This is a genomic window from Plantactinospora veratri, from assembly GCF_036421995.1.
In the GTDB taxonomy this organism is placed as follows: domain Bacteria; phylum Actinomycetota; class Actinomycetes; order Mycobacteriales; family Micromonosporaceae; genus Plantactinospora; species Plantactinospora veratri.
The window spans coordinates 95,573-119,144 of the sequence record NZ_JAZGQL010000001.1; the positions used below are offsets into that span (position 1 = coordinate 95,573).

Below are 23,572 nucleotides of genomic sequence, written 5' to 3' on the forward strand. Positions count from 1 at the left end.
GTCACTTAGCGGATGCGCTACCGTTGCCCCGACCACCCCGCAGCGAAGCCGGTGTGAAACCGGCGCTGTCCCGCAACTGTGATGCCTTCCGCACCGCTGCCCGCCCCTGGCGGCCCAGCCCGGGCGTGCGGAGGATGAGCCAGGTCGCCTGCGGTGCGGTCGCGGAAAGCGCCTTCGAGGAAGGGCGCCCCGTGGGCGGGGCACAGGCACCTGTCGGCGGAGCACCGGACCTCACCCGACAGGAGGACCGATGACCCGACGTACGCCCCGACTGCTGGCCGCGCTGCTGGCCGGCGCGGCACTGGCCCTGACCGGCTGCGCCGCCGACGACCCCGGCCAGGAGGCGGCCCCGAGCGCCGACGGTGGCAGTTATCCGGTGACCGTCGGCACGCTCACCCTCGACGAGCGCCCCGAGAAGATCGTCGTACTCGGGCCGACCGCCACCGAGATGCTCTTCGCGATCGGTGCGGGCGGCCAGGTCACCGCCGTCGACGACAACTCGAACTATCCGGCCGAGGCGCCGAAGACCGAGTTGTCGGCCTTCACCCCGAACGCCGAGGCGATCGTGGCGAAGAACCCCGACCTGGTGGTACTCACCAACGACCTGAACAAGATCGTGGACCAGCTCACCCAGTTGAAGATCCCGCACTACCTGGCCTCGGCGGCGAAGACGCTCGACGACACGTACCGGCAGATCACCGACCTCGGCACCCTGACCGGGCACCCGACCGAGGCGGCCGACCTGGTCGGCCGGATGAAGGGCGACATCGGGAAGCTGGTCGCGGAGGTGCCGCAGCGGCCGGCGAAGCTCCGCTACTTCTACGAGCTAGGCCCGGAGTACTACTCGCTGACCAGCAAGACGTTCGTCGGTTCGCTCTTCGGGATGGTCGGGCTGGAGAACATCGCCGACCCGGCCGACGCCGACGGCTCCAAGGGCGGCTATCCGCAGCTCGCCGAGGAGGCGATCATCAAGGCCGACCCGGACCTGGTCTTCCTGGCCGACACCAAGTGCTGCCAGCAGTCCGCGCAGACGGTCTCGGCCCGCAAGGGCTGGTCCGGGATGACCGCGGTGAAGAACAACCGGATCGTCGGGCTCGACGACGACATCGCGTCCCGGTGGGGTCCCCGGGTGGTCGAGCTGCTCCGGACGATCGTGGACGCGGTCGCCAAGGTTCCCGCTTGAGCAGAGCCGGCGCCCCGGCCCGCCCCGGCGCACCGGTCGTCCCCGGCCGTGGCGTCCGGGGCGGCCGGTCCCTACGCCCCGCCGGGCTGCGCCGCCGGTGGCTGGCCGCCGGCTTCGCGGCGGTCCTGGTCGCCGCGCTGGCCGGCATCGCGTTCGGGCCGGTCAGCCTGCCGCCGGGCAGCGTCGCGGTCGAGCTGCTCAATCTGGTACCCGGGGTGCACCTGCACAGCGGGCTCAACGAGCGCGAGATCGCGATCGTCACCGAGCTGCGGCTGCCCCGGGTGGTGCTGGGCCTGCTCGTCGGCGCGATGCTGGCCCTGGCCGGCGGCTGCTACCAGGGAGTCTTCCGCAACCCGCTGGCCGACCCGCACCTGCTCGGTGTCGCCGCCGGAGCGGGCCTCGCGGTGACCGCCGTGATCGTGGTGCGCGGGGTCACCGGCGCCGACGTCACGGTCGGGCTGCCGGTCACCGTGCCACTGGCCGCCTTCGTCGGCGCGCTCGGCGCGGTGCTGCTCACCTACCTGCTCGGCGCGGCCGGCGGCCGGGACCGCTCCCCGGCCACGCTGATCCTGGCCGGGGTGGCCGTTTCCGCCTTCCTCGCCGCCGGCCAGACCTACCTGCTGCAACGCAACGCCGAGAGCATCCAGGAGGTCTACTCGTGGATGCTCGGCCGGCTGGCCACCGCCGGCTGGCACGACGTACTGGTGGTGCTGCCGTACGCGGTGCTCACCACCGCCGTGGTGCTGGTGCACCGGCGCGAACTCGACGTACTCGCGCTCGGCGACGACGAGGCGGCCAGTCTCGGACTGCACCCGCAACGGTCCCGGCTGCTGCTGGTTGGCGCCGCCTCGCTGGGTACCGCCGCCGCGGTGTCGGTCTCCGGGCTGATCGGCTTCGTCGGCATCATCGTCCCGCACGTCGTACGGATGCTGGCCGGGGCAAGCTACCGGACGATCCTGCCGCTGTCGGTGCTCTTCGGCGGGGCCTTCCTGACCCTGACCGACCTGGCCGCGCGGACCGTCGCCGCGCCCGCCGAGATCCCGATCGGCGTGGTGACCGCGCTGCTCGGCGGCCCGTTCTTCGCGATCGTGCTGCGCACGACCCGCCGGGTGGCGGAATGACCGCCCCGATCGTGCCGACCGGTGTCGCCGTCGAGGTGATCGACCTCGGGGTCACCCTCGGCGGGGCGCGGATCCTGACCGGGGTCAGCCTCTCGGTCCGGACCGGGGAGTGGGTCACCGTGATCGGACCGAACGGCGCCGGCAAGTCCACGTTGCTCCGCGCGGTCGGCGGGCTGCTGCCGGGCAGCACCGGGTCCGTCTCCCTCTTCGGTACGCCGATCGCCCGGCTCCGCCGCCGGGACCGGGCCCGGACGGTGGCGACGGTGCCGCAGTCCCCGGTCGTGCCGGCCGGAATGGCGGTCCTCGACTACGTACTGCTCGGCCGTACCCCGTACGTGCCGCCGCTGGGCCGGGAGTCCGCCGCCGACCTGGCGGCCGCGTACGACGTACTCGACCGGTTGGACCTGACCGGCTTCGCGGCCCGGCCGCTGGCCACGCTCTCCGGCGGTGAACGGCAGCGGGTCTTCCTGGCCCGGGCGCTGGCCCAGGGCGCCCCGCTGCTGCTGCTGGACGAGCCGACCAGTGCACTGGACATCGGCCACCAGCAGGAGGTGCTGGAACTGGTCGACCAGCTCCGCGCCGATCACGGGCTGACGGTGCTGGCCACCATGCACGACCTCTCGGTCGCCGGCGAGTACGCCGACCGGATGGTGCTGGTCGCCGCCGGTGCGGTGGTCGCCGACGGTCCGCCCCGGGAGGTGCTCACCGACGAGCTGCTGGGCACGCACTACCGGGCCCGGGTCCGGGTGATCGAGGGGGAGCACGGCCCCCTCGTCGTCCCGGTCCGGGCCCGGCGCGCCGCCGACTGACTATGGCGTCGGATCGCGGCGGTCTTGGACGACGGTCCGGTCGATCTCGTCCCTGACCTGGCGATCTCGGCTGACCCGGCCTCGGCCCGCTCGCGGCGTTCAGCTTCGCTGAGCGATTCGTACCAGGCGGCGAACCCGGCCGTCTGTTGGGCGATCGCCTCGCCGTAGTAGGCGGAGCCTGCCGCCTCGGCCAGGCTGATCCTTCCGTTGACCACCTCGGAGGCCATCTCTCGCAGCCGTTCGTCCGGGCTGTTTCGAGAGATGTGTTGGAGCAACTGGTTCAGAATTCGCGCCCGGGCGCGGTCGCCACCTGCGGCGTCCAGCAGTTCAGCGTCTTGGGTCCCCATCGCGTTCACACGCCTGGGTGGTTGAACGCGCCGCCCGGTAGTGGGTACTTCGCGAACCCGCCTGAGTCTGCCGACGCAGCCTGGATCATGCCGACAACCTCGTTCATGATTGACATTGCGGTAGTCTCGATCTTCTTAGCCTTGTCCAGTATCTGAAGAAGCTTGTGTACTTCGTACGCCGCGATTGCGTAACCCGCGACGGCACCGACGCCGGTCTCGATGGCGGCAGTGCCGGCCGATGCCGCTATGGCCGCGACGAGTGCGGCGTCGTAGGCGTCCTTCATCAGGCCGGAGTAGACCTCGGCCCGCCGGTAGGTGCCTTCGGCCGCCTTCATGTAGGCCTCGGACATTTTGTTCAGGGCGAACTGCTGGGAGCTGATCGCGCTGGCCAGCGGAGTGAAGTACGCGTAAGCGGCGTCGGCGGCCATGCCGTCCCAGGCGCGGTCGAGCTCGAGGTTGCCGGACGACAGGTTGATCCCGATGTCCTGCATGGCAACGGCCAGGTTGCTGAACGCGCCTGCCGCCTTCCACACCTCCTCCCAGTCCCCGCCGAAGAACTTCGCCGCCTCTCCGAAGGCGTCGTAACCGCAGGTCTGCTTGATGAACTCGTTGACTATGTGTGTCGGACTCAGCCAGTCCAGCACCGATCCCGGGTTGGCGAAGGGCTGGCCGAGAATCGACTCGGAGCGGGTCGCGGGGTCCGTCAGCCGGGCGGTCGGCTCAGCGACGTCGGCGAAGGCCATGATCAGTCCTTCCGGGCAGCCGGGCGAGTCACCGTCGGGTACGACGCGTCTACCCGTGCCGCTGCCCCTTCGTCGGTGGCTCGGTAGTGCTGCGCGGCCGCCGCGAGCTCCGTCCCGGTCTTCTACAGGATGTCGACCAGGTGGGTGAGCATTGCGTTCATCTTTTCCTTGACGACGCCGTGCTGGTAGTAGAGCGGGTTGATGACGCCGCCCTCGCTGAACGTGATCTCACCGGCGTTCTTGACGAAGTACTTCTGGCACTCGACGGCGTCTTCCTTCGCCCGCTCCACCCGGGCCGAATAGCCCAGCAGCGCCGCCGGATCCACCTTGAACGTCATCTCTCCCCCGGGTAGCTGTCGGATGTTCTCCGTCGCTAACTGAGCAACGCGTTGCCGCCGAGCATCAGGACACCGCCCACGGCGACGAGGGTCAGCCCGATTCCGACCCGTCGCCCGGCGACCTCCGGAACGGGTCCGGCCATCCCGCGAACCGCGAAGTAGACCGCGACGAGGTCGATCGGGATACCGACTGCGAGCAGGACGATGACGGAACGCGGCACGCTGTCCTGGCTGAGCAGTAGGCCCAGCATCAGCGGCGGCCCGATCGCGAGGACGATCACGGCAAGCCCGCCGTAATAACGTAGGGACTGGGTCGGATCGGTCATCATCCATGGCTCCTTCTGGTGGAGCAGTCTAGCCAGCATCCCCACTCGATTCAGACCCCCGATTCCGTGCGTCGGACATCGGTCACCAGCGTGCCGCTGGCGGTTGGAGGGCTGCGGGTACATGCCTCATCGGCGTGGTACCACCGGGTACACACCCAGGCTCCCGGGTTTGACCCCCCAGAGGGAACCCCCCTCACTGGCCACTGGGGGTTTAAACCCGGGACAACCCAGGCTGCCGCGTTGTAACCACGCCGATGAGGTAAGCCCGTTCACCGGGCGCGCCGCCACGACTAGCTGAACCGCCGCCCCTCGTCCCGCCGGTACGCCCAGCCGGCCACTGCGGCGAGTACCACGATCCAGACACCGAGCATCACCAGCGACAGCGTCTCGGCCCGGAAGTCCCCGACGGCGGCCCACATCAGCTCGGCCGCGCCCCTGGTCGGCAGGTACGGGGCGATCGTCTCGATGAAACCGGGCGAGTTTCCGGGCGGGAAGAGCAGGCCGCCGCCGAAGGCCAGCGGGAAGAAGACCACCTGGGCGACCACGATCGCCGCCTTGCTCGGCAGTGCGTAGCCGATCGCGAGCCCCATCAGCGTGAACGGCACCGCGATCACGACGACCGTGCCGAGCGCGGCGAGGAACGCCGGGCCGGTCACCCGGGCCTCGGTGGCCACCGCCGCGATCACCACCACCGGAAGCAGCGAGATCAGGGTCATGAGCAGGCCGGCGAGGATCCGGCCGGCGAACCGGGGCGCGGCTCCGGTGGGCAGCGTCCGCATGTACGGGTCCCAGGGCTGCGCCCGGTCCTCGGCCACCCCGATGCCGTACTGGAAGATGTTGGTGCTCATCACCGAGAAGGTGACCATCGAGGCGGTGGCGTAGGTGGCGACCACCGGGTCGTCGCCGCTGAACGGGACGACGAAGAAGAGCATCGAGGCGGCCGGGAAGAAGGCGCTGCCGACCAGCGCGATCGGGATCCGGACGGTCTCCAGCAGTTGGTATCTGGCGTGCACGAGCGAGAGTCGCACGTTCGGGTCCTCCGGTCAGACGTCGGCGGGCTGGGGGTGGGACTGTGCCGGGATCGGCTGCGCCTGGTTGCCGGGCTGCCCCTCGGTGATGGCCAGGAAGGCGTCCTCCAGGCTGCTCGGCCGGATCTCCAGCTCGGTGAAGGAGACGCCGCTGTGCACCAGGTCCCGGACGAGTCGGTCCGCGTCGGTGGTGAGCAGGTGGGTGACGCCGTCGACCCGCTCCACGGCCCGTACCCCGGGCAGGGACGGCAGCTCCGGGGCGACCAGGCTGACCCGGCGTACCCCGACCAGGTCGCGGATGGCGCTGACGCTGTCGTCGGCGAGTACCCGGCCGTGGCCGAGCACCACCACCCGGTGTGCCAGCGCCTCGATCTCCTCCAGGTAGTGGCTGCTCAGCAGCACCGTGCCGCCTTCGGCGTGGAACTGGCGGATGCCGTCCCAGAGTTCGCGGCGGGCGGTCACGTCCAGCCCGGTGGTCGGCTCGTCCAGGAAGACCAGCCGGGGACGCCCGACGAAGGCGAGCGCGACCGCCAGCCGGCGCTTCTGCCCGCCGGAGAGGCCACCGGTCTGCCGCCGGACCAGGTCGTCGAGGCCGAACCGGCCGAGCAGTTCGGTCCGGGGGACCGGGTCGGCGTAGTGCGCGGAGACGAAGTCGACCACCTCGCCGACCCGTAACGTGGCCGGCAGCCCGGTCTCCTGCGGGGTCATCCCGATCTGCCGGCGGTGGGCCGGGTCGTGGGGGTCGCCGCCGAAGAGTTCGACCCGGCCGGAGCTGACCCGGCGCAGCCCGACCAGCAGGCTCAGCAGGGTGCTCTTGCCGGCACCGTTCGGGCCGAGCAGGCCGACCAGTTCACCGGCCGGGAGTTCGAGGTCGACCCGGTCGAGGGCGGTGACGTCGCCGTACCGGCGGGTGGCCTGGACGGCACGGGCGAGAATCATGACTTCTCCTCGGTCTGGGGCGGGTCGAGCAGGGCGCGGACCGCCAGGGTGTATTCCTCGAAGGCGAACCGGCCGCGCCGGGTGAGCCCGACAAGGGTGGTCGGGGTGCGCCCCTGGTGGGTTTTGACGATCTCGACGTAGCCGGCCTCCTCGAGCTTTCGCAGGTGCACCGAGAGGTTGCCGGCGGTCATCTGGAGGATGTCCTGGAGCCGGGGGAAGGTGATCCGGTCGTTGCCGCGCAGGGTGGCCAGGGTCGCGGTCACCCGCAGTCGGGCCTGCGCGTGGATCACGGGGTCGAGTTCGGGCAGGCCGGTCACGAGCTGCTCCGGGCGCTCCCGCTCGGGCTGCCCGACACACCGTCCGGCACACCGGCGGCGAGGCTCCGGCTGCGATGGCGGTCGCGGAGCAGGAAGTGGAGGCCGGCCACGAGCATCCCGCCGCCGCCGGCCACCGAGATCAGCAGGGCGTGCCAGCCGGAGCCGGCGATCATCCCGGCGATGTTGATGACGCTGATCCAGACGCCGAGCCGGAACATGTTGCGGTCCAGCCAGATCGCGCCGCCGGCCATGTGCAGGGCGCCGGTGAGCCCGACGCTGACGCCGGCCCAGAGCAGTCCGGCGAGGTCCTCGGGCAGGTGCTCGGAGACCTGGCCGAGCGCCGTGCTGACGCCGCTGAACCCGAGCCCCCAGGCCAGGCCGTACCAGAGGCCTCGCCGGTTGGAATCGCCGGTGACCTGCCCGTACGTCCGGCCGCCGACGATCCCCGAGGTGATCCCGGCGGCGACCAGCAGGGTGAGCAGGGTCAGCAGCGGCAGCCAGCTGGGCAGGTCGACGAAGACCCGGCCGCCCGGGCCGAAGCGCAGGAAGAACAGGCCGAAGCCGATCAGCCAGGCCAGACCCCAGGGCCAGTAGTACCAGAGCAGGTTGGGGCTGAGCCTGCGGGCCGCCTCGGCCTGCTGCTCGGCGATCAGGCGGAGCGCGGCGGCCGGGTCGGCGGGCGGCAGGTCGTCGCGGTCGGTCGGCCCGCCGGTGTGGTCGTCGTCAAAGTTCCCAGTCACGCAAACGAGTTTACAACACAAAGTTCACCACCGCACCAACTACTTTTCGCGGTCGTCCAGGCCCGGCACGGCCGCGCGGGCGGCGGGCCGGCAGAGGCGCCGCCGGGCCGGGGCGCACGCCGCTGGGCGGACGTGCGCCTCCGGCCCGGGAGCGGGTACGGGGGGAGCCTCAGCCGGCGACGCGAGCGGTGGGCAACGGCCGGTGCAGCAGCGTGGCGCCCGGAGCGGCGGTCAGCGGCCCAGCCGTCAGCGGGCTCCCCGAGACACTGCCCCGGGTGGCCGCCTGCGGTGTCGCCGTACCGCCGAAGACGGTGAGCAGGAAGCCCCAGAGCGCCTCGCCGATCGGGTCCGGCTGCCCGGGTACCCAGTAGTGGGTGGCGTTCAGCGCGACGGTGACCTGGCGGCGGCCGTCCGGAGAGTGCAGCGAGATCGTCTGGTGGCCGAGTACCACACCGTCGTGTCCCCACACGGGACCGCTCGGCAGCGGCACACTGAGCAGTCCCAGCCCGTACTGCGCGCCGTCCGGCACGGTCGGATCGGCCGGCACCGTACGACGCATCTGCGCCAGTTCGGCCGGGCGCAGCAGCCGGCCGCCGAGCAGGCCCCGGAAGAACCGGTTCACGTCGGCGGTGGTGGAGACGAGATCGCCGACCATCCAGGCCCAGGACATGTTGAAGACGCTGAAGTCCCGCAGCGTCCCGTCGACCCAGGGCACGTACCCGGCCGAGTGCGGCCCGTCGATCGTGGGATCCGTACCCGGGAAGTAGGTCCGGTGCAGCCCGAGCGGCCGCAGCACGCGGCGGTAGACCTCGACGGTGGCCGGCCGCCCGGTGATCCGTTCCAGCAGCAGCCCGGCCAGCACATAGTTGGTGTTGGAGTAGGAGTGCCGCTCGCCCGGCGCGTTGGTCGGCTCCTGACCCAGCCCCATCGCGACCAGCTCCCTCGGCCGGATGGTGGTCCGCTGGTATTTCTCGATGTTCTCCACCGAGCCGAAGACCACGTTGTCGTAGTCGTTGATCCCGCTGGTCTGGTCGAGCAGCATCCGCACGGTCACCCCGGGCGGGGCGAGCCGGGGCAGATAGCGGTGCAGTGGCGCGTCGAGCACGAGCCGCCGCTCGGCGACGAGTTGCAGCAGCACCGTGGAGGTGAACGTCTTGGTGATGCTGCCGATCCGGTGCTGGAAGTCGGGTCGTACCGGCCGGCCGGTGGTCACGTCGGCGACGCCGCTGGCGCCCCGCCAGGTCGCGTGCCCGTCGCGTACCTCGGCGAAGACGCCGGGCATCCCGGCGTCGGTGATCGCGCGCAGGGCGTCGCGCAGCGCCTCGTCCGGCAGCGGACCGCCGGAGCCGGGTCGGGCGGCGGTGGCCGGGGCGGCCAGCGCCGGGGAGGCGCCGGCGGCGAGCGCGGTGGCGGTCAGGGCCGACCCCGCGACGGTACGCAGGAAGTCGCGGCGGGACTGGTGTGGACGGAACGCGGACAACTGGTCCTCCCCCGGGTGGATGGTGGTCTGTTCCCTTCGCATTCTGGCCCGGTCCGCCGGCCGGATCGTCCACTTCGGTGTCGAGGTACGGCTCGACACCGTGGACGAGCCGACCGCCTCCCGGTCCGCCGGCCGGTTCCCCCGCGAGGCGGACCGGGGCCCCCGGAGTTCACGGGCCGACCCGGTCACAGCGGTGCGGGCAGCGGCTCGCTGTGCAGCACGGCGAGCCGGGAGACCGCCCGGGTCAGCACCACGTAGAGCCGGTGCAGGCCGCGCGGTTCCGCCGCCACGATCCGGGCCGGCTCGACCACGATCACGTGGTCGTACTCCAGACCCTTGGCCAGGGTGGCCGGCACGACGCTGACCCGGGCAGCCGTTTCGACCTCGTCGGCGGTGGCGGTCGGGATGCCGGCGGCGGCGAGCGCCGCGCGCAGCCCGTCCGTCTCGGCCTCGGCGGCGATCACCGCGATCGAACCGTCGTGGGCCAGCGCCGCCCGCACCTCGGCCACCGTCGCCGCCGCCAGGTCGGGCACGGTACGGATGTCCAGCGCGCCGTCGGAACGGAGCGACTCGGCCGGCGGTACGTCCACGGCCAGCGCCGGCAGCAGCCGGTTGGCCAGCGCCACCACCGCGGCCGGCACCCGGAACCCGATGGTCAGCGGCACCACCGAGGCGTCCGGCTTGCCGAGGTGTCGCAGCGACTCCCGCCAGTCGGTGGCGGCCCACGGGGCGGTGCCCTGGGCGAGGTCGCCGAGGAGGGTGATCGAGCCGTGCTCGCTGCGCCGGGCGATCGCCCGGCACTGCATCGGGGAGAGGTCCTGTGCCTCGTCGACCACCACGTGCCCGAAGCTGGGCACCCGCTCGACCAGCCCGGCCGCCTCGTCGACCAGTACGGCGTCGGCGGCGGTCCACCTCGTCGCCCTCGGGGTACGGGACGGCTTCGACCAGGTCAGCAGGGTCTGCTCGGCCTCGGTGAGCAGCCCGTCGGCGGCGGCCGCCAGCGCCTCGGGGTCGGCCAGCAACCGGTGCACCAGCCCGTCCGGGGTGACCGCCGGCCAGCAGTGGTCGAGGAACTCGGTGACCGGTTTGCATCGGCCCATCCGGCGCAGCCAGCTCTCGCCGGGCGAGTCGCCCCGGCGGGCCTCCGACTGTCGTTGCAGCAGGCCGACGACCCGGGCGCGGACCCGTTCCCGGCCGGTGGCGTACGGCAGCCCCTCCCGGCGGGCCTCCTCGACGACCCGGCGCAGCGCCTCGGCCGTCACCCGCCAGCGGTACGAGCCGTCGGAGACCACCATCGGCTCCTCCGGTGCCCGCACCTGCCCGGCCAGCGCCCGGCGCAGCACCTCGGCCATCCGGGGATCGTGCTTCAGCGCGGCGGTGGCCGGCGGGTCCACCCCGCGTACCGGCGTGCCGAGCAGGTCCTCCACGGTCGCCTGGGTCACCTCGACCTCGCCGAGCGCCGGCAGTACCGCCGAGATGTACGACAGGAACGCCCGGTTCGGCCCGACCACGAGTACCCCGGACCGGCGCAGCCGCTCCCGGTGCAGGTAGAGCAGGTACGCGGCCCGGTGCAGCCCGACCGCCGTCTTCCCGGTCCCCGGCGCACCCTGTACGCAGATCGAGTCGGCCAGGTCGGCCCGGACCAGTTCGTCCTGCTCCGGCTGGATGGTGGCGACGATGTCCCGCATCGGCCCGACCCGGGGGCGTTCGATCTCGGCGGTCAGGATCCGGCTGGCGGTGCCGTACTCCTCGCCCCGGTCGAGGTGTTCGTCCTCGAAGCTGGTGAGCTGCCCGGCGCCGAAGCCGAACCGCCGCCGGACCCGCACCCCCTGCGGGTCCCGGACGGTGGCCCGGTAGAACGAGCGGGAGATCGGGGCACGCCAGTCCAGCACCATCGGCTCGCCGGTCGGGTCGGTGACGTGCCGGCGCCCGATGTGGTGGTTGGCGTCGGCGAAGTCGAGGCGACCGAAGAAGAGCGGGGTGTTCGGGTCGTCGGCGAGTTCGGCGACCCGCCGGGAGAGGGTCCGACCGAGCGTCTCGGCCGCGTACGCGTCACCGGCGACGTCCTGACCGGTCGCGAAGAGGGACTCGGCGTGCTCCCGCATCCGCCGCAGGGCGGCCCGGGAGGCGGCCAGGTGTGCGCGTTCGTACTCCAGGTCGGTGTCGAGATCCTGTGCGGGCATGCTGGTTTCCCATCGGCGCGTCAGCGCGTCGGCTGCTCGCTCGCGTGTCCGGGGGCGGATGGCCGGCACCCGGCGCGGGGACGTCCGCTGCGGTGCATTCTCACCTCGGCCGTCAAGCGGCCAATGAGCCTACCTGCGGCGCAGCGGCGGTTCCAGCGAATTTCACCCGCCGCGCCTGCCGGACCGCCGGCCGGGTGTGCCCGCGAGCATGTCGGCCGGGGTGAAGGTGCGGACCTCCGGGTGCTCGGCCAGCGTCTTGTCGCCACCGCCGCGCGACCAGAACCCGAAGGTGAGGTCGGCCGGCCCGGGCGGCGGCAGGTGGCCGGCCCGACGCCGCAGGTCGGTCAGGTCGCGCAGGGTGAGCGGCCTGCTCTGCCAGCGGGCCTCGCCGACGAGTACGGGATCGTCGCCGGCCAGGCCGAGCACGTCGATCTCGACGGTCTCGTCCTTCCACCAGCGGCCGACCACCGTCTCGGCGGGCAGCGCACCGGTGGCCACCAGACGCTGGGCGTGCTCCCGGGCAGCCGCCTCGAAGACCCGGCCGAGGTGCGTCTGCCACCGGCCCCAGGTGCGTCGCCGGACGGCGGGCCCCTGGCCGCCGTCGATGAGGTCGGCGTCGTCGCGGAGCACGGCGAACCAGTACGCGAGGTAGTCGTCGGCGATCTCGTACATCGGGTCGGTCGAGCCGCCCGCGCCGACCGGGCGTACCGCCCGGACGTAGCCGGCCCGGCGCAGCCGGTCGAGGGTGTAGTCGATCCGTTGCTGGGCCCGACCGGCGATCCGGGACCGTCGCCGGGCACCGCCGGCCATCGCGGTCAGCACCCGCTCGTAGCCGCCCCGCCAGTCGAGGTCCTCGGAGAGGATGTCCGGCGCGTCGCGCAGCAGCAGACCGCCGGGGGTGAAGGCCAACTCGTGCAGGTTCTCCTCGGTGGAGCGCCCTGTCGACCACCGGCTCAGGTGCAGCGGGTAGCCGCCGCAGGCCGCGTACGCCTCAAGGAACTGCTCGGGAGCCAGGTCGGGCAGGAACGCCCGGGCGTCCAGCAGGGGGAACGGATCCATCCGGCGCTCGACGCCGGCCCGGCGGTGCAGTCCGCCCTGCGGGCCGAGCATCTGCTCCATCACCGCGACCGCCGACCCCGAGAGCACCAGCAGCAGCCGTTGGTCGCGGACGTGGTTCTCCCAGACGGCGGAGACGGTGTCGGCGAAGTCGGCGTGCCCGCCGGTCAGCCGGGGCGCCTCGTCGAGCACCACGAGCAGCGGGGTGGTACGGGCCAGCCGGGCGACGAACCGCAGTGCGGTCTCCCAGTCGGGAAAGGTCGCCGGGGCAAGGTCGGCCACCTCGTCGCCGAGCTGCTCGCGCAGCGCCTCGGCGAACCGGCGGAGCTGCCGGTCGTCGGCGTCCTGCCGGGTGGCGGTGAAGTAGACCGCCCGCTTTTCCCTGGCGAAGTGGCTGAGCAGGTAGGTCTTGCCGACCCGGCGGCGGCCCCAGAGCACCGCCAGCTCGGGATGTCCCTCGGTGGCCCGCTGCCAGGCCGAGGTCAGCTCGGCCAGCTCAGCCTTCCGGCCCACGATCGGCATACGGCGAGTCTACTACAAGCTGTTTGTAGCACTGGCTGGTTGTAGTACAAACAGTTTGCGTAACGTGGTGACGGGTGCCGGCTCGGGTCGGTGCCGGCGGACCGGCCGGAGGCGGAATCATGGGGCCCATGACCGAGCAGCCCGTCGAGCAGCGACCGATGATGATCAGCGATCCGCAGGTGATGCGGGCGCTGGCGCACCCGGCCCGGCTGGGGATCATGGAGCACCTGACCACGACCGGGGCGGCGGTCACCGCTACCGAGTGTGCCGAGATCGTCGGGCTCTCGCCGAGCGCGGTCAGCTACCACCTGCGGGAACTGGCCAAGTTCGGCCTGGTCGAGCAGGCGCCGAGCCGGGGTGACGCCCGCGAGCGGCTCTGGCGCAGCAGCGTCGGCGCCTGGGGCGTGGAGGTCGGCCAGGACGCGCCGGCGGAGGCGAGGGCCGCGCAGGAGACCCTGATCGAGGTGTACGCCGCCCGCGACATGGAGCGGATCCGGAGCTGGGCGCGGCGGGTCGGCGAGGAGCCGAAGGAGTGGTACGACGCGGCCCAGTACGGCGGCGCGGTCCTGATGCTGACCGCCGAGGAGTTGGTGGAGCTGAACGGTCGGATCCGCGAGCTGATGCGGCCGTACCGGCGGCGGGAGCGGGCCGATCCGCCAGAGGGCTCCCGTCCGGTGATGGTCCACTTCGCGGCGCTGCCGATGGAGTGACCGGCCAGGGTTGCGTACGGCAGTTGTGAAGGATTACTTTCGAAGTATGTCCTTCACAACTGCCGGTGTCGCCATACCCGACGACGGCACGCCGACGGTCTCGCACTGGCGGGACGTCCACCTGGCCGCCGGTGCCCGAGCCGTCTCGACCTGCGGCGACTTCCTCGCCGCGACCGCACTGGCGCTCGCCCTGCAATCTGCCGGGGCGGGTGGGCTGGCGGTTGCCGGGGTGATGCTGGCCGCCACGCTGCCGCTGGTGCTGCTCGCCCCGCTGACCGGTCGACTGGCCGACCGGGTGGATAGCCGCACCCTGCTGGTCTGGGCCGGTGCCGGTCAGGCGCTGGTCTGCGCCGCGCTCGCCTTCGCCGAGAGCACCGCCGTGATCCTGCCGCTCGCCGCGCTGCTCGCCTGCGGGCTGGCGGTGACCCAGCCGACCCTGGCCGCCCTGCTGCCCGAGATGGTGCGCCGGGCCGACCTGCCCCGGGCCAGCGCGATCAACCAGACCGCCGGCTCGGTCGGCATGCTCGTCGCACCGGCCCTGGCCGGGCTGCTGGTCGGGCAGTTCGGCGCCCGGGTGCCGCTGCTGCTCGACGCCGGCAGCTATCTCGCGCTGATCGCCGCCGGACTGCTGCTGCGTACCCGACGGGGTGGCCGACGGGCGACGGGACCGGCCGGCGGGGTGACCCCGGCCTCGGCGGCCCCTGCCTGGCGGCTGCGCCGCGACCCGCTGCTCTGGACGATGGTGGCCGCGATCGCCGCGACGGTGGCCGGGGTGGGCGCGGTCAACGTGATCGAGGTCTTCTACGTACGCGAGACCCTGCGCTCCTCGACCACGATGTTCGGCCTGATCAGCGCGGCCTGGACCGCCGGCATGCTGGTCGGCGCCTGGCTGCTCGCCGGCACCGCCCGGCGGGCCCGGGACGACGGCGCCCTGGTCAAGGGTGTGCTCGGGATGCTCGGCGCGGCCTGCCTGCTCGTCGGCCTCGGCGCCACCGTGCCGGCCGCCGGCTGGCTGGTCCCGCTCTGGCTGGTCGGCGGCGCCGCCAACGGCGGGCTCAACGTCTTCAGCAACCTCGTCCTGGCCAACCGGGTGCCGCCGGCGGCGCGCGGCCGGGCCTTCGCCGCCCAGGGCGCCGCGATCCAGGGCGCCGGGATGTTCGGCTACCTGGCCGGCGGGCTCCTGCTCGCCGGCTTCCCGCCCCGGCCGCTGGTCGCGGTGACCGGGGCGGCCGGGCTGGCCGTGGTCGTCGCGGTGACCCCGGTGGTGTTGCGGGCCGCCCGGCGCGAGCGGGCGGCGATGCGTCCTGGGCCACTTCCGTCCCGGTCGGTCGAGCAGCCGGTCGAACCGGCGGTTACCGTCGGATCATGACCGAGCTGCGGCGACCCCGGGTAGGCCATATCCAGTTTCTCAACTGCCTGCCGATCTACTGGGGGCTGATGCGCTCCGGTGCCCTGATCGACGTCGAGCTGCACAAGGACTCCCCGGAGCGGCTCAGCGCCGCCCTGGTCGCCGGTGACCTCGACATCGGGCCGATCACCCTGGTCGAATATCTCAAGCACGCCGACGAGCTGCTGCTGCTGCCGGATCTCGCGGTCGGCAGCGACGGTCCGGTGCTCTCGGTCAACATCGTCTCCACCCGCCCGCTGGCCGAGCTGGACGACGCCAAGGTCGCTCTCGGCTCCACCTCCCGGACCGGTGTGCTGCTCGCCCGGATGCTGCTCGCCCAGAAGTACGGCGTGCACCCCGAGTACTTCAGCTGCCCGCCCGACCTGACCACCATGCTGCTGGAGGCCGAGGCAGGGGTGCTGATCGGCGACGTCGCGCTGCGCGCCCTCTACGAGGCGCCCGCGCGTGGGCTCGCCGTCACCGACCTCGGCCAGGCCTGGCGGGACTGGACCGGGCTGCCGATGGTCTTCGCCGTCTGGGCGGTACGCCGGGACTTCGCGACCAGCCACCCCGGGCAGGTCAAGGACGTGCACCAGGCGTTCCTGCGGTCCCGGGACCTCTGCCTGGCCGAGCTGGACGAGGTCGCCGAGGCGGCGGCCCGGTGGGAGTCGTTCGACGCGGCGACCCTGGCCACCTACTTCCGGACCCTGGACTTCTCGCTCGGCGAGCGCCAGGTGACCGGACTGCGGGAGTTCGCCCGCCGCGCCGTCGAGCTGACCGGGGTACCGGCGCTGCCGGCGGGCGGACCGGTCTTCTTCTCCGCCTGACCGGGCGGACCCGGCCGGGCTGGGCGGAGACTCAGGTGGCGTCGGAGGCGGCGCGGAGCTGCCGGGCCACGTCCTCGCAGATCTTCGCCCCGTACGTGTAGCCGAGGTTGATCGCGTACCGGGTCTCCACCGCCATCGTCCAGCCGTCGCCGATGGCCAGGCAGTTCACCGTGTACTTCTGTTCGCGCTGCCGGTCGACCCAGCCGTTCTTGACCGCGATGGTCTTCTGCTCGGCGGCCGGGAACGCCTTGCGGATGCCGAAGTTGCCGACCCCGCGCACCTCGCGCATCTCGTCGAGCAGCCACTTCGTCCACTTCGGCCCGGCGGCCCGACCGTCGGCGATGCAGGCGCCCATCCGGGCGGTGTCCCGGGCCGAGAGTGCGGTACGGCTCCAGCCGCCGTCGGCGGCCGGGCTGCTGTCGGTCAGGTCGCAGATGTTGATCAATCGCTTGATCGACGCCGTGCCGCCGTTGAGTTCGTAGAGGGTCTGCGCGGCGTTGTTGTCGCTGTCCCGGATCATGATCGAGACCTGGTTCATCCGGGTGTCGCTCGGGGTGTCGCCCTTCTCGGTGGCACGGCGCAGGAAGTCCGCACCGATCCACGCCTTGATCATCGAGGCGGTCGGGTTGGTCTCGTCCATGTTGGCCGAACCGGAGATCTTGCCGGTCCGGGTGTCCATCAGCGCCCAGTTCCACCAGCCGTCTTTGTCGATCTTCACCTTGGCCGGCGCCACCGGCAGCGGCGGCAGCTCGGGGCTGGGTGTCGGGGTGGGCGTGGCGGATCGGCCCGGGGTGGTGGCGGTCGGACCGGCCGGGCCGGACGGTTCGCCCCACTTGGCGGCGGCGGTACTCGCGAACGGCGAGCCCGGCATCAGCCGGAGCCCGACCAGCACCAGCACCAGGAGTACGCCCGCGATCAGGGTGAGCCGGAGCAGGGTGGACCGGTTGGACCGGGCCCGCCGCTCGGCGGCACGTTCCTCGGCGCCCATCAGGACTGCTTCGCCGTCAGCGGCACGGGGACCTTCAGCACGGCGCCGGGCTGCGGGGTGGTCAGTTGGCTGGCCACGCTGGCGCAGACGTCGGCGCCGTAGTCGAGGCCCTTGCGGCCGGAGTATCGGGTCATCACCGAGAGCACCCAGTCGTCGCTGACGGCCAGGCAGTTCAGGTGCCACTTGCCGTCAGCGTTGATCAGCGTCCAGCCGTTCTTGATGCCGACCGGTCCCTGCGCCAGAACCCCCTTGGAGAGACCGTCGATGATGCCCCAGCGCCCGCCGCCCTGCTTGAGCTTCTGATCCTTCGCGGCGGTCGTGCCGCGTACCTTGGTCATCTCGTCCAGCACCCACTTGGTCCACTTCGGTCCGGCGGCTGTGCCGTCCTTGACGCACTCTCCCATCCGCACCGCGTCCCGAGGGGACATTTCGGTATAACTCCACCAAACAGAACTTTCCCCCGGTGGTATCACCTTGCGGGTGTCGGTGAGCTTGCAGATCTTGATCAGGCGGTCGACCACCGCGCCCCGGCCACCCTTGCTGTAGAGCACCTCGGCCGAGTCGTCGTTGCTGTCCCGGATCGCCGTGCTGGCCATCTTCAGCGTCGACGCGGACGGCGTCTCGTCGCCGAGCCGACGGAGGTAGTCCGAGACGATCCAGACCTTGATCATCGACTCGGTCGAGTTGGTCGAGGTCATGTTCTTGGAGCCGGAGATCTTGCCGCTCTCCCGGTCGAGCAGCGCCCAGCCGAGGAAGCCGTCCACCCCCTTCACCGTCACCGGCGCGGCGGCCAGGGTCGGCGGCGGTGGCGCGGACGGCTCGATCCCGACGGGTGCCTCCTCGGCCGAGGACGCGCCCGGGCCGGAGTCGACCAGCCGGGCGTACGCGGCGGGCACGAGCAGCAGGCCGCCAAGCACGACTGTCGTGATGGCGAGCACCAGGGTCACGCGGGGACGCATGAGGATGGGGCTCCAAGGGTGAAGGCCGGGGGGCCGCTGTGTCCGGGGCGCTGTGCGGTGTGACTGTGGGTCGGCGGCGCCTCCGCCAGCCCCACACCGGCGGTCTGCTCCGCGTCCGTACTGCCGGGGGAGGCGGCAGTACGGGAACGGGGAAAGTTTACGTGGCCGGGTCCAATCCGCCAGATGGTGAAGCCCGGGAGTCTTGCGATCTCGCCCTGAAATGACCGCTTATGTGCTAATAGATGGCGAGTTTTTGGGCGAGTGTGATCAGGCTCATTCACCCATCAGTGCGGACATTTGGTGCGGCCCGCCGGCCCAGCTCACGGCCGGGTCTGGGCGGCATTTCTATTACACGTCTTGGTTACCGGCTAGTTGAGCTGTAACACTTGCTGTGTGTACGGACATGACTTCCCGGTCCCGGATGACGGAACCGCCGGCGGCCTGCTCGATCAGGTCGAGGCGGCGGAGGTGGCGCTGCGGGCGGCCGCCGACCGCGGCCGTCCCGGCACCGACCCGGCCGCCGACACCGACCCGCAGGACTACTTCACCGCCCTGATCGGCGCGGACCAGAAGATCGAGCCCCGGGACTGGATGCCGGAGGCGTACCGGAAGACCCTGATCCGGCAGATCGCCCAGCACGCCCACTCCGAGATCATCGGCATGCAGCCGGAGGGCAACTGGATCAGCCGCGCGCCCTCGCTCAAGCGCAAGGCGATCCTGCTCGCCAAGGTGCAGGACGAGGCCGGGCACGGGCTCTACCTCTACGCCGCCGCCGAGACCCTCGGGGTGAGCCGGGACGAACTGGTCGAGCTGCTGCTCGCCGGCCGGCAGAAGTACAGCTCGATCTTCAACTACCCGACGCTGACCTGGGCCGACGTCGGCGCCATCGGCTGGCTGGTGGACGGCGCGGCGATCGTCAACCAGGTACCGCTGTGCCGCTGCTCGTACGGGCCGTACGCCCGGGCGATGATCCGGATCTGCAAGGAGGAGTCCTTCCACCAGCGGCAGGGCTACGAGATCCTGCACACCCTCGCCCACGGCACCCCCGAGCAGCACGCGATGGCCCAGGACGCGGTGGACCGCTGGTGGTACCCGTCGCTGGCGATGTTCGGCCCGCCGGACGGCGACTCGACGCACTCCCGGCAGTCGATGGCCTGGAAGATCAAGCGGTTCTCCAACGACGAGCTGCGGCAGCGCTTCGTCGACATGTGCGTGCAGCAGGCCGGCGTGCTCGGCCTCACCCTGCCCGACCCCGACCTGCGGTGGAACGAGTCCCGGCAGGCGCACGACTACACCCAGCCCGACTACGCCGAGCTGATGCGGGTGATCTCGGGCGACGGGCCGTGCAACCGGCAACGGATCGCGCACCGCCGCCGGGCGGACGCCGACGGTGCCTGGGTACGCGAGGCCGCGCAGGCGTACGCGGCCAAGCGGGCCGCCGAGCGTACGGCGGTGCCGGCGTGACCGCCCCGAGCCAGGGTCGGGCCGGCTGGCCGCTCTGGGAGGTCTTCGTCCGGGCCCGGCGTGGACTGTCGCACACCCACGTCGGCAGCCTGCACGCCCCGGACGCCGAGCTGGCGCTGCGCAACGCCCGGGACCTCTACACCCGGCGACAGGAGGGCGTCTCGATCTGGGTCGTACCGGCCCAGGCGATCACCGCCTCCAGCCCCGACGAGAAGGACGCCTTCTTCGAGCCGGCCGCCGACAAGGTCTACCGGCACCCGACGTTCTATCCGGTACCCGACGGGGCGGCGCACCTGTGAACACCACCGGCGCACCCGCACACACCACCGTGGAGTACCTGCTCGGACTCGGCGACGACGCCCTGGTCGCCGCGCAGCGGCTCGGCGAGTGGGTCACCGCCGCACCGGAGCTGGAGGAGGACGTCGCGCTGGCCAACATCGCCCTGGACCAGCTCGGCGCCGCCCGGCTGCTGCTCAGCTACGCCGGCGAGCTGGAGGGGGTTGGCCGGGACGAGGACGCGCTGGCGTACCTGCGCACCGACCGGGAGTACCGCAACTGCCTGCTGGTCGAGCTGCCCAACGGCGACTTCGCGACGACGATGGCGAAGCTGCTCTTCCTGGCGGCGTACCAGCTCCCGCTCTACACCGCGTTGAGCGGCTGCGCCGACCAACGGCTCGCCGCCATCGCCGGCAAGGCCCGCAAGGAGGTCGCCTACCACCTCGACCACGCCAGCCTCTGGACGGTACGCCTCGGCGACGGCACCGAGGAGTCGCACCGGCGGATGCGGGCGGCGGTGGAGGAGCTGTGGCCGTACACCGGTGAGCTGTTCGTGGCCGACCCGGCCGCGCCGGTCGACCCGGCCGGGCTGCGCTCCGCCTTCCTGGCGAACGTCGAGCCGGTGCTGGAGACCGCGACGCTGCCGCGCCCGGCCGACGGCTGGGGGCCGACCGGCGGCCGGGCCGGGCTGCACACCGAGCACCTCTCCTTCCTGCTCGCCGAGATGCAGGTGCTGCACCGGGCGCATCCGGGAGCCCGTTGGTGAGCGCGGGCGGATCCTCGCCGGCCCGCCGGGCCGCGGCGGCGGTGGTCGACCCCGAGCTGCGGGTGCTGACCATCGAGGACCTCGGCGTGCTGCGGGACGTGACCGAGGACCCGGCGACCGGACGGGTCACCGTGACCATCACCCCGACCTACACCGGTTGCCCGGCGATGGACGTGATCCGGGCCGACATCCGGACCGCGCTGGCCGCCGCCGGGTATCCGGAGGCCGAGATCGTCACCGTCTTCGCCCCGGCCTGGACCACCGACTGGATCTCCGAGGCCGGCCGGGCCAAGCTGGCCGCCGCCGGGATCGCCCCGCCGGGGGTGTTAGGCGGGGGCCCTTCTACCACCGAAAGCGATATGCGGGGGCCCTTCCTTACCGGCCCGGTGGCGGTGGCGTTGAGTGTTCGGTGCCCGCGCTGCGGTGCGGCGGACACCGAACAGGTCAGCCGGTTCGGCTCGACCGCCTGCAAGGCGCTGTGGCGGTGTCGGGCCTGTCGGGAACCCTTCGACCATCTGAGGGCGTTTTGAGCGTAACGATCAACCGGCCGGTCCGTCGCCGGCCGGTCTTCCACCCGCTGCCGGTCCGGGCGGTCGACCGGCTCACCGAGGACGCGGTCGCGGTCACCTTCGAGGTACCGGCCGCGTTGCGGGAGACCTTCGCCTTCCGGGCCGGGCAGCACCTCACGGTACGGCGGGTGCTGACGGACGGGGCCGAGGTGCGGCGGTCGTACTCGATCTGCTCGACCCCGGCGGAGCTGGCCGCGACCGGACGGCTGCGGATCGGGGTACGGGAGGTGCCGGGCGGCGCCTTCTCCAGCTTCGCGGTCTCGGCGCTGCGGGCCGGCGACACGGTGGAGGTGCTGCCGCCGCTCGGGACGTTCGGCACGGCGTTCGCGCCGGACCGGGTCCGGCACTACGCCGGAGTGGTCGCCGGGTCAGGGATCACCCCGGTGCTGTCACTGGTCGCGACCGCGCTCGCCGTGGAACCGGCCAGCACCTTCACCCTGGTGTACGGCAACCGGCACGGCCGCACCGTGATGTTCGTGGAGGAGCTGGCCGACCTGAAGGACCGCTATCCGGAGCGGCTGCACCTGGTGCACGTGCTGTCCCGGGAGCCGGGCGAGGCGCCGTTGCTCTCCGGCCGGGTCGACGCCGAGCGGCTCGGCCGGCTGCTCGACACCATCGTGCCGGCCGAGCGGATCGACGAGTGGTTCCTCTGCGGCCCGTACGGGATGGTGCTCGACGCGCGGCAGGTGCTCACCGGGCGCGGGGTGCCGGAGCGGGCGGTACACGCCGAGCTGTTCCACGTGGACGCCCCGCCCGCGCCGCCGGTCCGGCCCGCCGCCACGGCGACCGACGCCGGCACCGAGGTGACGATCCGGCTGGAGGGCCGGGCGTCGAGTTTCCGGATGGGGCGGGACGAGCGGGTGCTCGACGCGGCCCTGCGGGTCCGGGGCGAGCTGCCGTACGCCTGCAAGGGTGGGGTCTGCTCGACCTGCCGGGCGAGGGTGGTTTCCGGCGAGGTGTCGATGGCCCGCAACTACGCCCTCGAGCCGGACGAGGTGGCCGCCGGGTACGTGCTGACCTGCCAGGCCAGCCCGGTCACCGACACGCTGGAGGTCGACTACGACGGCTGAGGCCGGCTCTCCGGTACCCGCCCGGGTGGGTGAAGAAATTCTTCGATGGCCGTTGCTCCATTGAAGAATGTGTACTACCAAGGTATCCATGAGGATGCTCCGTACACGTCGCGCCCGCGCCGGACTCGCCTCCCTCGCGGCGGTCGGCCTGCTCGCCACCGCCCTGCCCACCCCGCCCGCCGTGGCCGGTGGCGCCACCCCGGCCGACGCCGGTGACGGCGCGGTCACCGCCGCCGACCCCTTTTCGGCGTACACCCGGTTCAACATCCCGGCCGAGGACGGCACCCGGGACCGGACCATCGAGGACGAGCTGGTCCGGCTCGCCGACGGCGCACCGGCCGGCGGCTACATCCGGGGCATCATGTACAGCTGGAGCTCCCCGGTGGTGGCCGAGGCGCTGAAGCGGGCCGCGGCCCGGGGCGTGATCGTCCGGATCGTGCTGGACGAGACCGGCGGCGGGGTCAACACCGGCGCCGACAACGCCGCGATGGCGGTGCTCAACTCGGCCAACCTCGACGACCTGGTGATCTGCGGCAAGACCTCGTCGACGGTCGCCGGCTCGACCGCGTGCATCGGCAACAAGAGCAACTCGATCAACCACAACAAGGTCTTCACGTTCTCCACCAGCGGCACCATGAAGCGGGTCGTCTTCGTCAGCTCGCAGAACCTCACCTTCAGCCAGAACAACCTCTTCAACAGCGCGCTGGTCGTGCACGAGGACTACGACCTGTACGACCACTTCACCGCGTACTTCAACGACATGCGGGCGCAGCGGAAGAACAACGACTACTTCAACGCCGCCAACGGCTACTACAAGTCGCCGAACACCGCCGTCACCGTCTACCACTCGCCCCGGGCCGACAGCGACACCCTGGCGAACCGGCTGGCCGAGGTGAACGCCTTCGCCAGCGGCTGCGCGGTGGACGTGGCGCACGCCCAGTTCACCGACGCCCGCCCGCAGGTCGCCGCCGAGCTGCGCCGGATCGGCCGGATGGGCTGCAGGGTCCGGGTCGTCTACGGCTCGATGGGCAGCACCGCGTACGCCACCCTGAACGGGCAGCCGAACGTCTCGCTGAAGAAGTACCACGACGCCGAGGCGAGCAACTACGACGGCCGGGTGGTGACCGTGCACTCGAAGAACATCATCATCCGGGGTACCTTCGCCGGGGTCGCCGGGCGCAGCGTCGTCTTCACCGGCTCACACAACGTCACCGACCCGGCGCTGACCGATCACGACGAGACCCTGGTGAAGATCGAACACCCGACCGTCTGGAACGACTTCCACAACAACTTCGAGACGCTGTGGAGCCGGGCCAAGTGCGTCAACCCCGACAACGGAAGCTGCACCACCTGAACGCCGTCTCCCGGCGGCGGAGCCGTACCCGGGGTTGTCGGTGCTCACATCTGTGAGCGTGTCTGGGGCG

General features: G+C 72.0%; 24 protein-coding genes and 1 riboswitch. Of the genes, 12 read left to right on the top strand and 12 right to left on the bottom strand.

Annotated features, from left to right (window positions below):
• The first annotated feature begins 47 nt into the window (after positions 1-47).
• Positions 48-144: riboswitch (cobalamin riboswitch) on the top strand.
• A 106-nt stretch (positions 145-250) separates the two neighbouring features.
• From V1634_RS00410 to V1634_RS00420, 3 genes are all read left to right on the top strand, one after another.
• Positions 251-1,183, top strand: a complete 933-nt coding sequence (locus V1634_RS00410) for an ABC transporter substrate-binding protein (protein ID WP_331205712.1) — start codon at positions 251-253, stop codon at positions 1,181-1,183.
• An 86-nt stretch (positions 1,184-1,269) separates the two neighbouring features.
• Positions 1,270-2,304, top strand: a complete 1,035-nt coding sequence (locus V1634_RS00415; protein ID WP_331206082.1) for a FecCD family ABC transporter permease — start codon at positions 1,270-1,272, stop codon at positions 2,302-2,304.
• Entirely contained in the window at positions 2,301-3,113 is an 813-nt protein-coding gene (locus V1634_RS00420) for an ABC transporter ATP-binding protein (RefSeq protein ID WP_331205713.1), read from the top strand. Before V1634_RS00415 ends, V1634_RS00420 begins: the two co-directional genes overlap by 4 nt.
• A 352-nt stretch (positions 3,114-3,465) precedes the next feature.
• Here the strand turns inward: V1634_RS00420 and V1634_RS00425 are convergent, their stop codons facing one another.
• The 10 genes from V1634_RS00425 to V1634_RS00470 all read right to left on the bottom strand — a co-directional run bounded on the left by V1634_RS00425 (position 3,466) and on the right by V1634_RS00470 (position 13,132).
• On the bottom strand, positions 3,466-4,203 hold the full coding sequence (locus V1634_RS00425; RefSeq protein ID WP_331205714.1) for a WXG100 family type VII secretion target: 738 nt from the start codon (positions 4,201-4,203) through the stop codon (positions 3,466-3,468).
• Between the two features lie 122 nt (positions 4,204-4,325).
• Complete coding sequence (locus V1634_RS00430) at positions 4,326-4,541, bottom strand: hypothetical protein (RefSeq protein ID WP_331205715.1); 216 nt, start codon at positions 4,539-4,541, stop codon at positions 4,326-4,328.
• A 35-nt stretch (positions 4,542-4,576) separates the two neighbouring features.
• A complete protein-coding gene (locus V1634_RS00435; RefSeq protein ID WP_331205716.1) occupies positions 4,577-4,870 on the bottom strand; it encodes a hypothetical protein in 294 nt (97 codons plus the stop codon).
• A 287-nt stretch (positions 4,871-5,157) separates the two neighbouring features.
• Positions 5,158-5,895, bottom strand: a complete 738-nt coding sequence (locus V1634_RS00440; RefSeq protein WP_331205717.1) for an ABC transporter permease — start codon at positions 5,893-5,895, stop codon at positions 5,158-5,160.
• A gap of 15 nt (positions 5,896-5,910) precedes the next feature.
• Positions 5,911-6,834, bottom strand: a complete 924-nt coding sequence (locus V1634_RS00445) for an ABC transporter ATP-binding protein (protein ID WP_331205718.1) — start codon at positions 6,832-6,834, stop codon at positions 5,911-5,913.
• Positions 6,831-7,151: a winged helix-turn-helix domain-containing protein gene (locus V1634_RS00450; protein ID WP_107262115.1), complete on the bottom strand. Its 321-nt coding sequence runs from the start codon at positions 7,149-7,151 to the stop codon at positions 6,831-6,833. Before V1634_RS00450 ends, V1634_RS00445 begins: the two co-directional genes overlap by 4 nt.
• The gene (locus V1634_RS00455; RefSeq protein ID WP_331205719.1) at positions 7,148-7,891 is read right to left on the bottom strand and encodes a transporter; all 744 of its coding nucleotides are present in this window, start codon (positions 7,889-7,891) and stop codon (positions 7,148-7,150) included. Before V1634_RS00455 ends, V1634_RS00450 begins: the two co-directional genes overlap by 4 nt.
• Before the next feature lie 169 nt (positions 7,892-8,060).
• The gene (locus V1634_RS00460) at positions 8,061-9,209 is read right to left on the bottom strand and encodes a serine hydrolase domain-containing protein (protein ID WP_407951698.1); all 1,149 of its coding nucleotides are present in this window, start codon (positions 9,207-9,209) and stop codon (positions 8,061-8,063) included.
• A 347-nt stretch (positions 9,210-9,556) separates the two neighbouring features.
• Positions 9,557-11,554, bottom strand: a complete 1,998-nt coding sequence (locus V1634_RS00465) for a HelD family protein (RefSeq protein ID WP_331205721.1) — start codon at positions 11,552-11,554, stop codon at positions 9,557-9,559.
• A gap of 162 nt (positions 11,555-11,716) precedes the next feature.
• Positions 11,717-13,132, bottom strand: coding sequence for an ATP-binding protein (locus tag V1634_RS00470; RefSeq protein WP_331205722.1), 1,416 nt, complete (start codon positions 13,130-13,132; stop codon positions 11,717-11,719).
• Positions 13,133-13,260: 128 nt separating this feature from the next.
• Here V1634_RS00470 and V1634_RS00475 point away from each other — a divergent pair, with 128 nt between their 5' ends.
• From V1634_RS00475 to V1634_RS00485, 3 genes are read left to right on the top strand one after another with little or no spacing between them, the layout of a single operon-like run.
• On the top strand, positions 13,261-13,842 hold the full coding sequence (locus V1634_RS00475; RefSeq protein ID WP_331205723.1) for an ArsR/SmtB family transcription factor: 582 nt from the start codon (positions 13,261-13,263) through the stop codon (positions 13,840-13,842).
• Between the two features lie 46 nt (positions 13,843-13,888).
• Entirely contained in the window at positions 13,889-15,211 is a 1,323-nt protein-coding gene (locus V1634_RS00480; protein WP_331205724.1) for an MFS transporter, read from the top strand.
• Entirely contained in the window at positions 15,208-16,056 is an 849-nt protein-coding gene (locus V1634_RS00485) for a menaquinone biosynthetic enzyme MqnA/MqnD family protein (protein WP_407951684.1), read from the top strand. The genes V1634_RS00480 and V1634_RS00485 overlap by 4 nt, the downstream gene beginning before the upstream one ends.
• 31 nt (positions 16,057-16,087) lie before the next feature.
• Here the strand turns inward: V1634_RS00485 and V1634_RS00490 are convergent, their stop codons facing one another.
• Both V1634_RS00490 and V1634_RS00495 read right to left on the bottom strand, forming a co-directional pair.
• On the bottom strand, positions 16,088-17,044 hold the full coding sequence (locus tag V1634_RS00490) for a serine hydrolase (protein ID WP_331205725.1): 957 nt from the start codon (positions 17,042-17,044) through the stop codon (positions 16,088-16,090).
• On the bottom strand, positions 17,044-18,003 hold the full coding sequence (locus tag V1634_RS00495; protein WP_331205726.1) for a hypothetical protein: 960 nt from the start codon (positions 18,001-18,003) through the stop codon (positions 17,044-17,046). The genes V1634_RS00490 and V1634_RS00495 overlap by 1 nt, the downstream gene beginning before the upstream one ends.
• A gap of 393 nt (positions 18,004-18,396) precedes the next feature.
• On the opposite strand from V1634_RS00495, the gene paaA reads away from it, so the two are divergent.
• From paaA to V1634_RS00525, 6 genes are all read left to right on the top strand, one after another.
• Positions 18,397-19,467, top strand: a complete 1,071-nt coding sequence (gene paaA, locus V1634_RS00500; protein WP_331205727.1) for a 1,2-phenylacetyl-CoA epoxidase subunit PaaA — start codon at positions 18,397-18,399, stop codon at positions 19,465-19,467.
• The gene (gene paaB / locus V1634_RS00505) at positions 19,464-19,766 is read left to right on the top strand and encodes a 1,2-phenylacetyl-CoA epoxidase subunit PaaB (RefSeq protein ID WP_331205728.1); all 303 of its coding nucleotides are present in this window, start codon (positions 19,464-19,466) and stop codon (positions 19,764-19,766) included. Before paaA ends, paaB begins: the two co-directional genes overlap by 4 nt.
• On the top strand, positions 19,763-20,509 hold the full coding sequence (paaC, locus tag V1634_RS00510) for a 1,2-phenylacetyl-CoA epoxidase subunit PaaC (protein ID WP_331205729.1): 747 nt from the start codon (positions 19,763-19,765) through the stop codon (positions 20,507-20,509). Before paaB ends, paaC begins: the two co-directional genes overlap by 4 nt.
• Positions 20,506-21,039 (top strand): 1,2-phenylacetyl-CoA epoxidase subunit PaaD, encoded by a 534-nt coding sequence (gene paaD, locus V1634_RS00515; RefSeq protein ID WP_331205730.1) that lies wholly within the window; start codon positions 20,506-20,508, stop codon positions 21,037-21,039. The genes paaC and paaD overlap by 4 nt, the downstream gene beginning before the upstream one ends.
• Positions 21,036-22,148: a 1,2-phenylacetyl-CoA epoxidase subunit PaaE gene (gene paaE, locus V1634_RS00520; RefSeq protein WP_331205731.1), complete on the top strand. Its 1,113-nt coding sequence runs from the start codon at positions 21,036-21,038 to the stop codon at positions 22,146-22,148. The genes paaD and paaE overlap by 4 nt, the downstream gene beginning before the upstream one ends.
• Before the next feature lie 94 nt (positions 22,149-22,242).
• The gene (locus tag V1634_RS00525; protein ID WP_331205732.1) at positions 22,243-23,502 is read left to right on the top strand and encodes a phospholipase D-like domain-containing protein; all 1,260 of its coding nucleotides are present in this window, start codon (positions 22,243-22,245) and stop codon (positions 23,500-23,502) included.
• Positions 23,503-23,572: the final 70 nt, after the last annotated feature.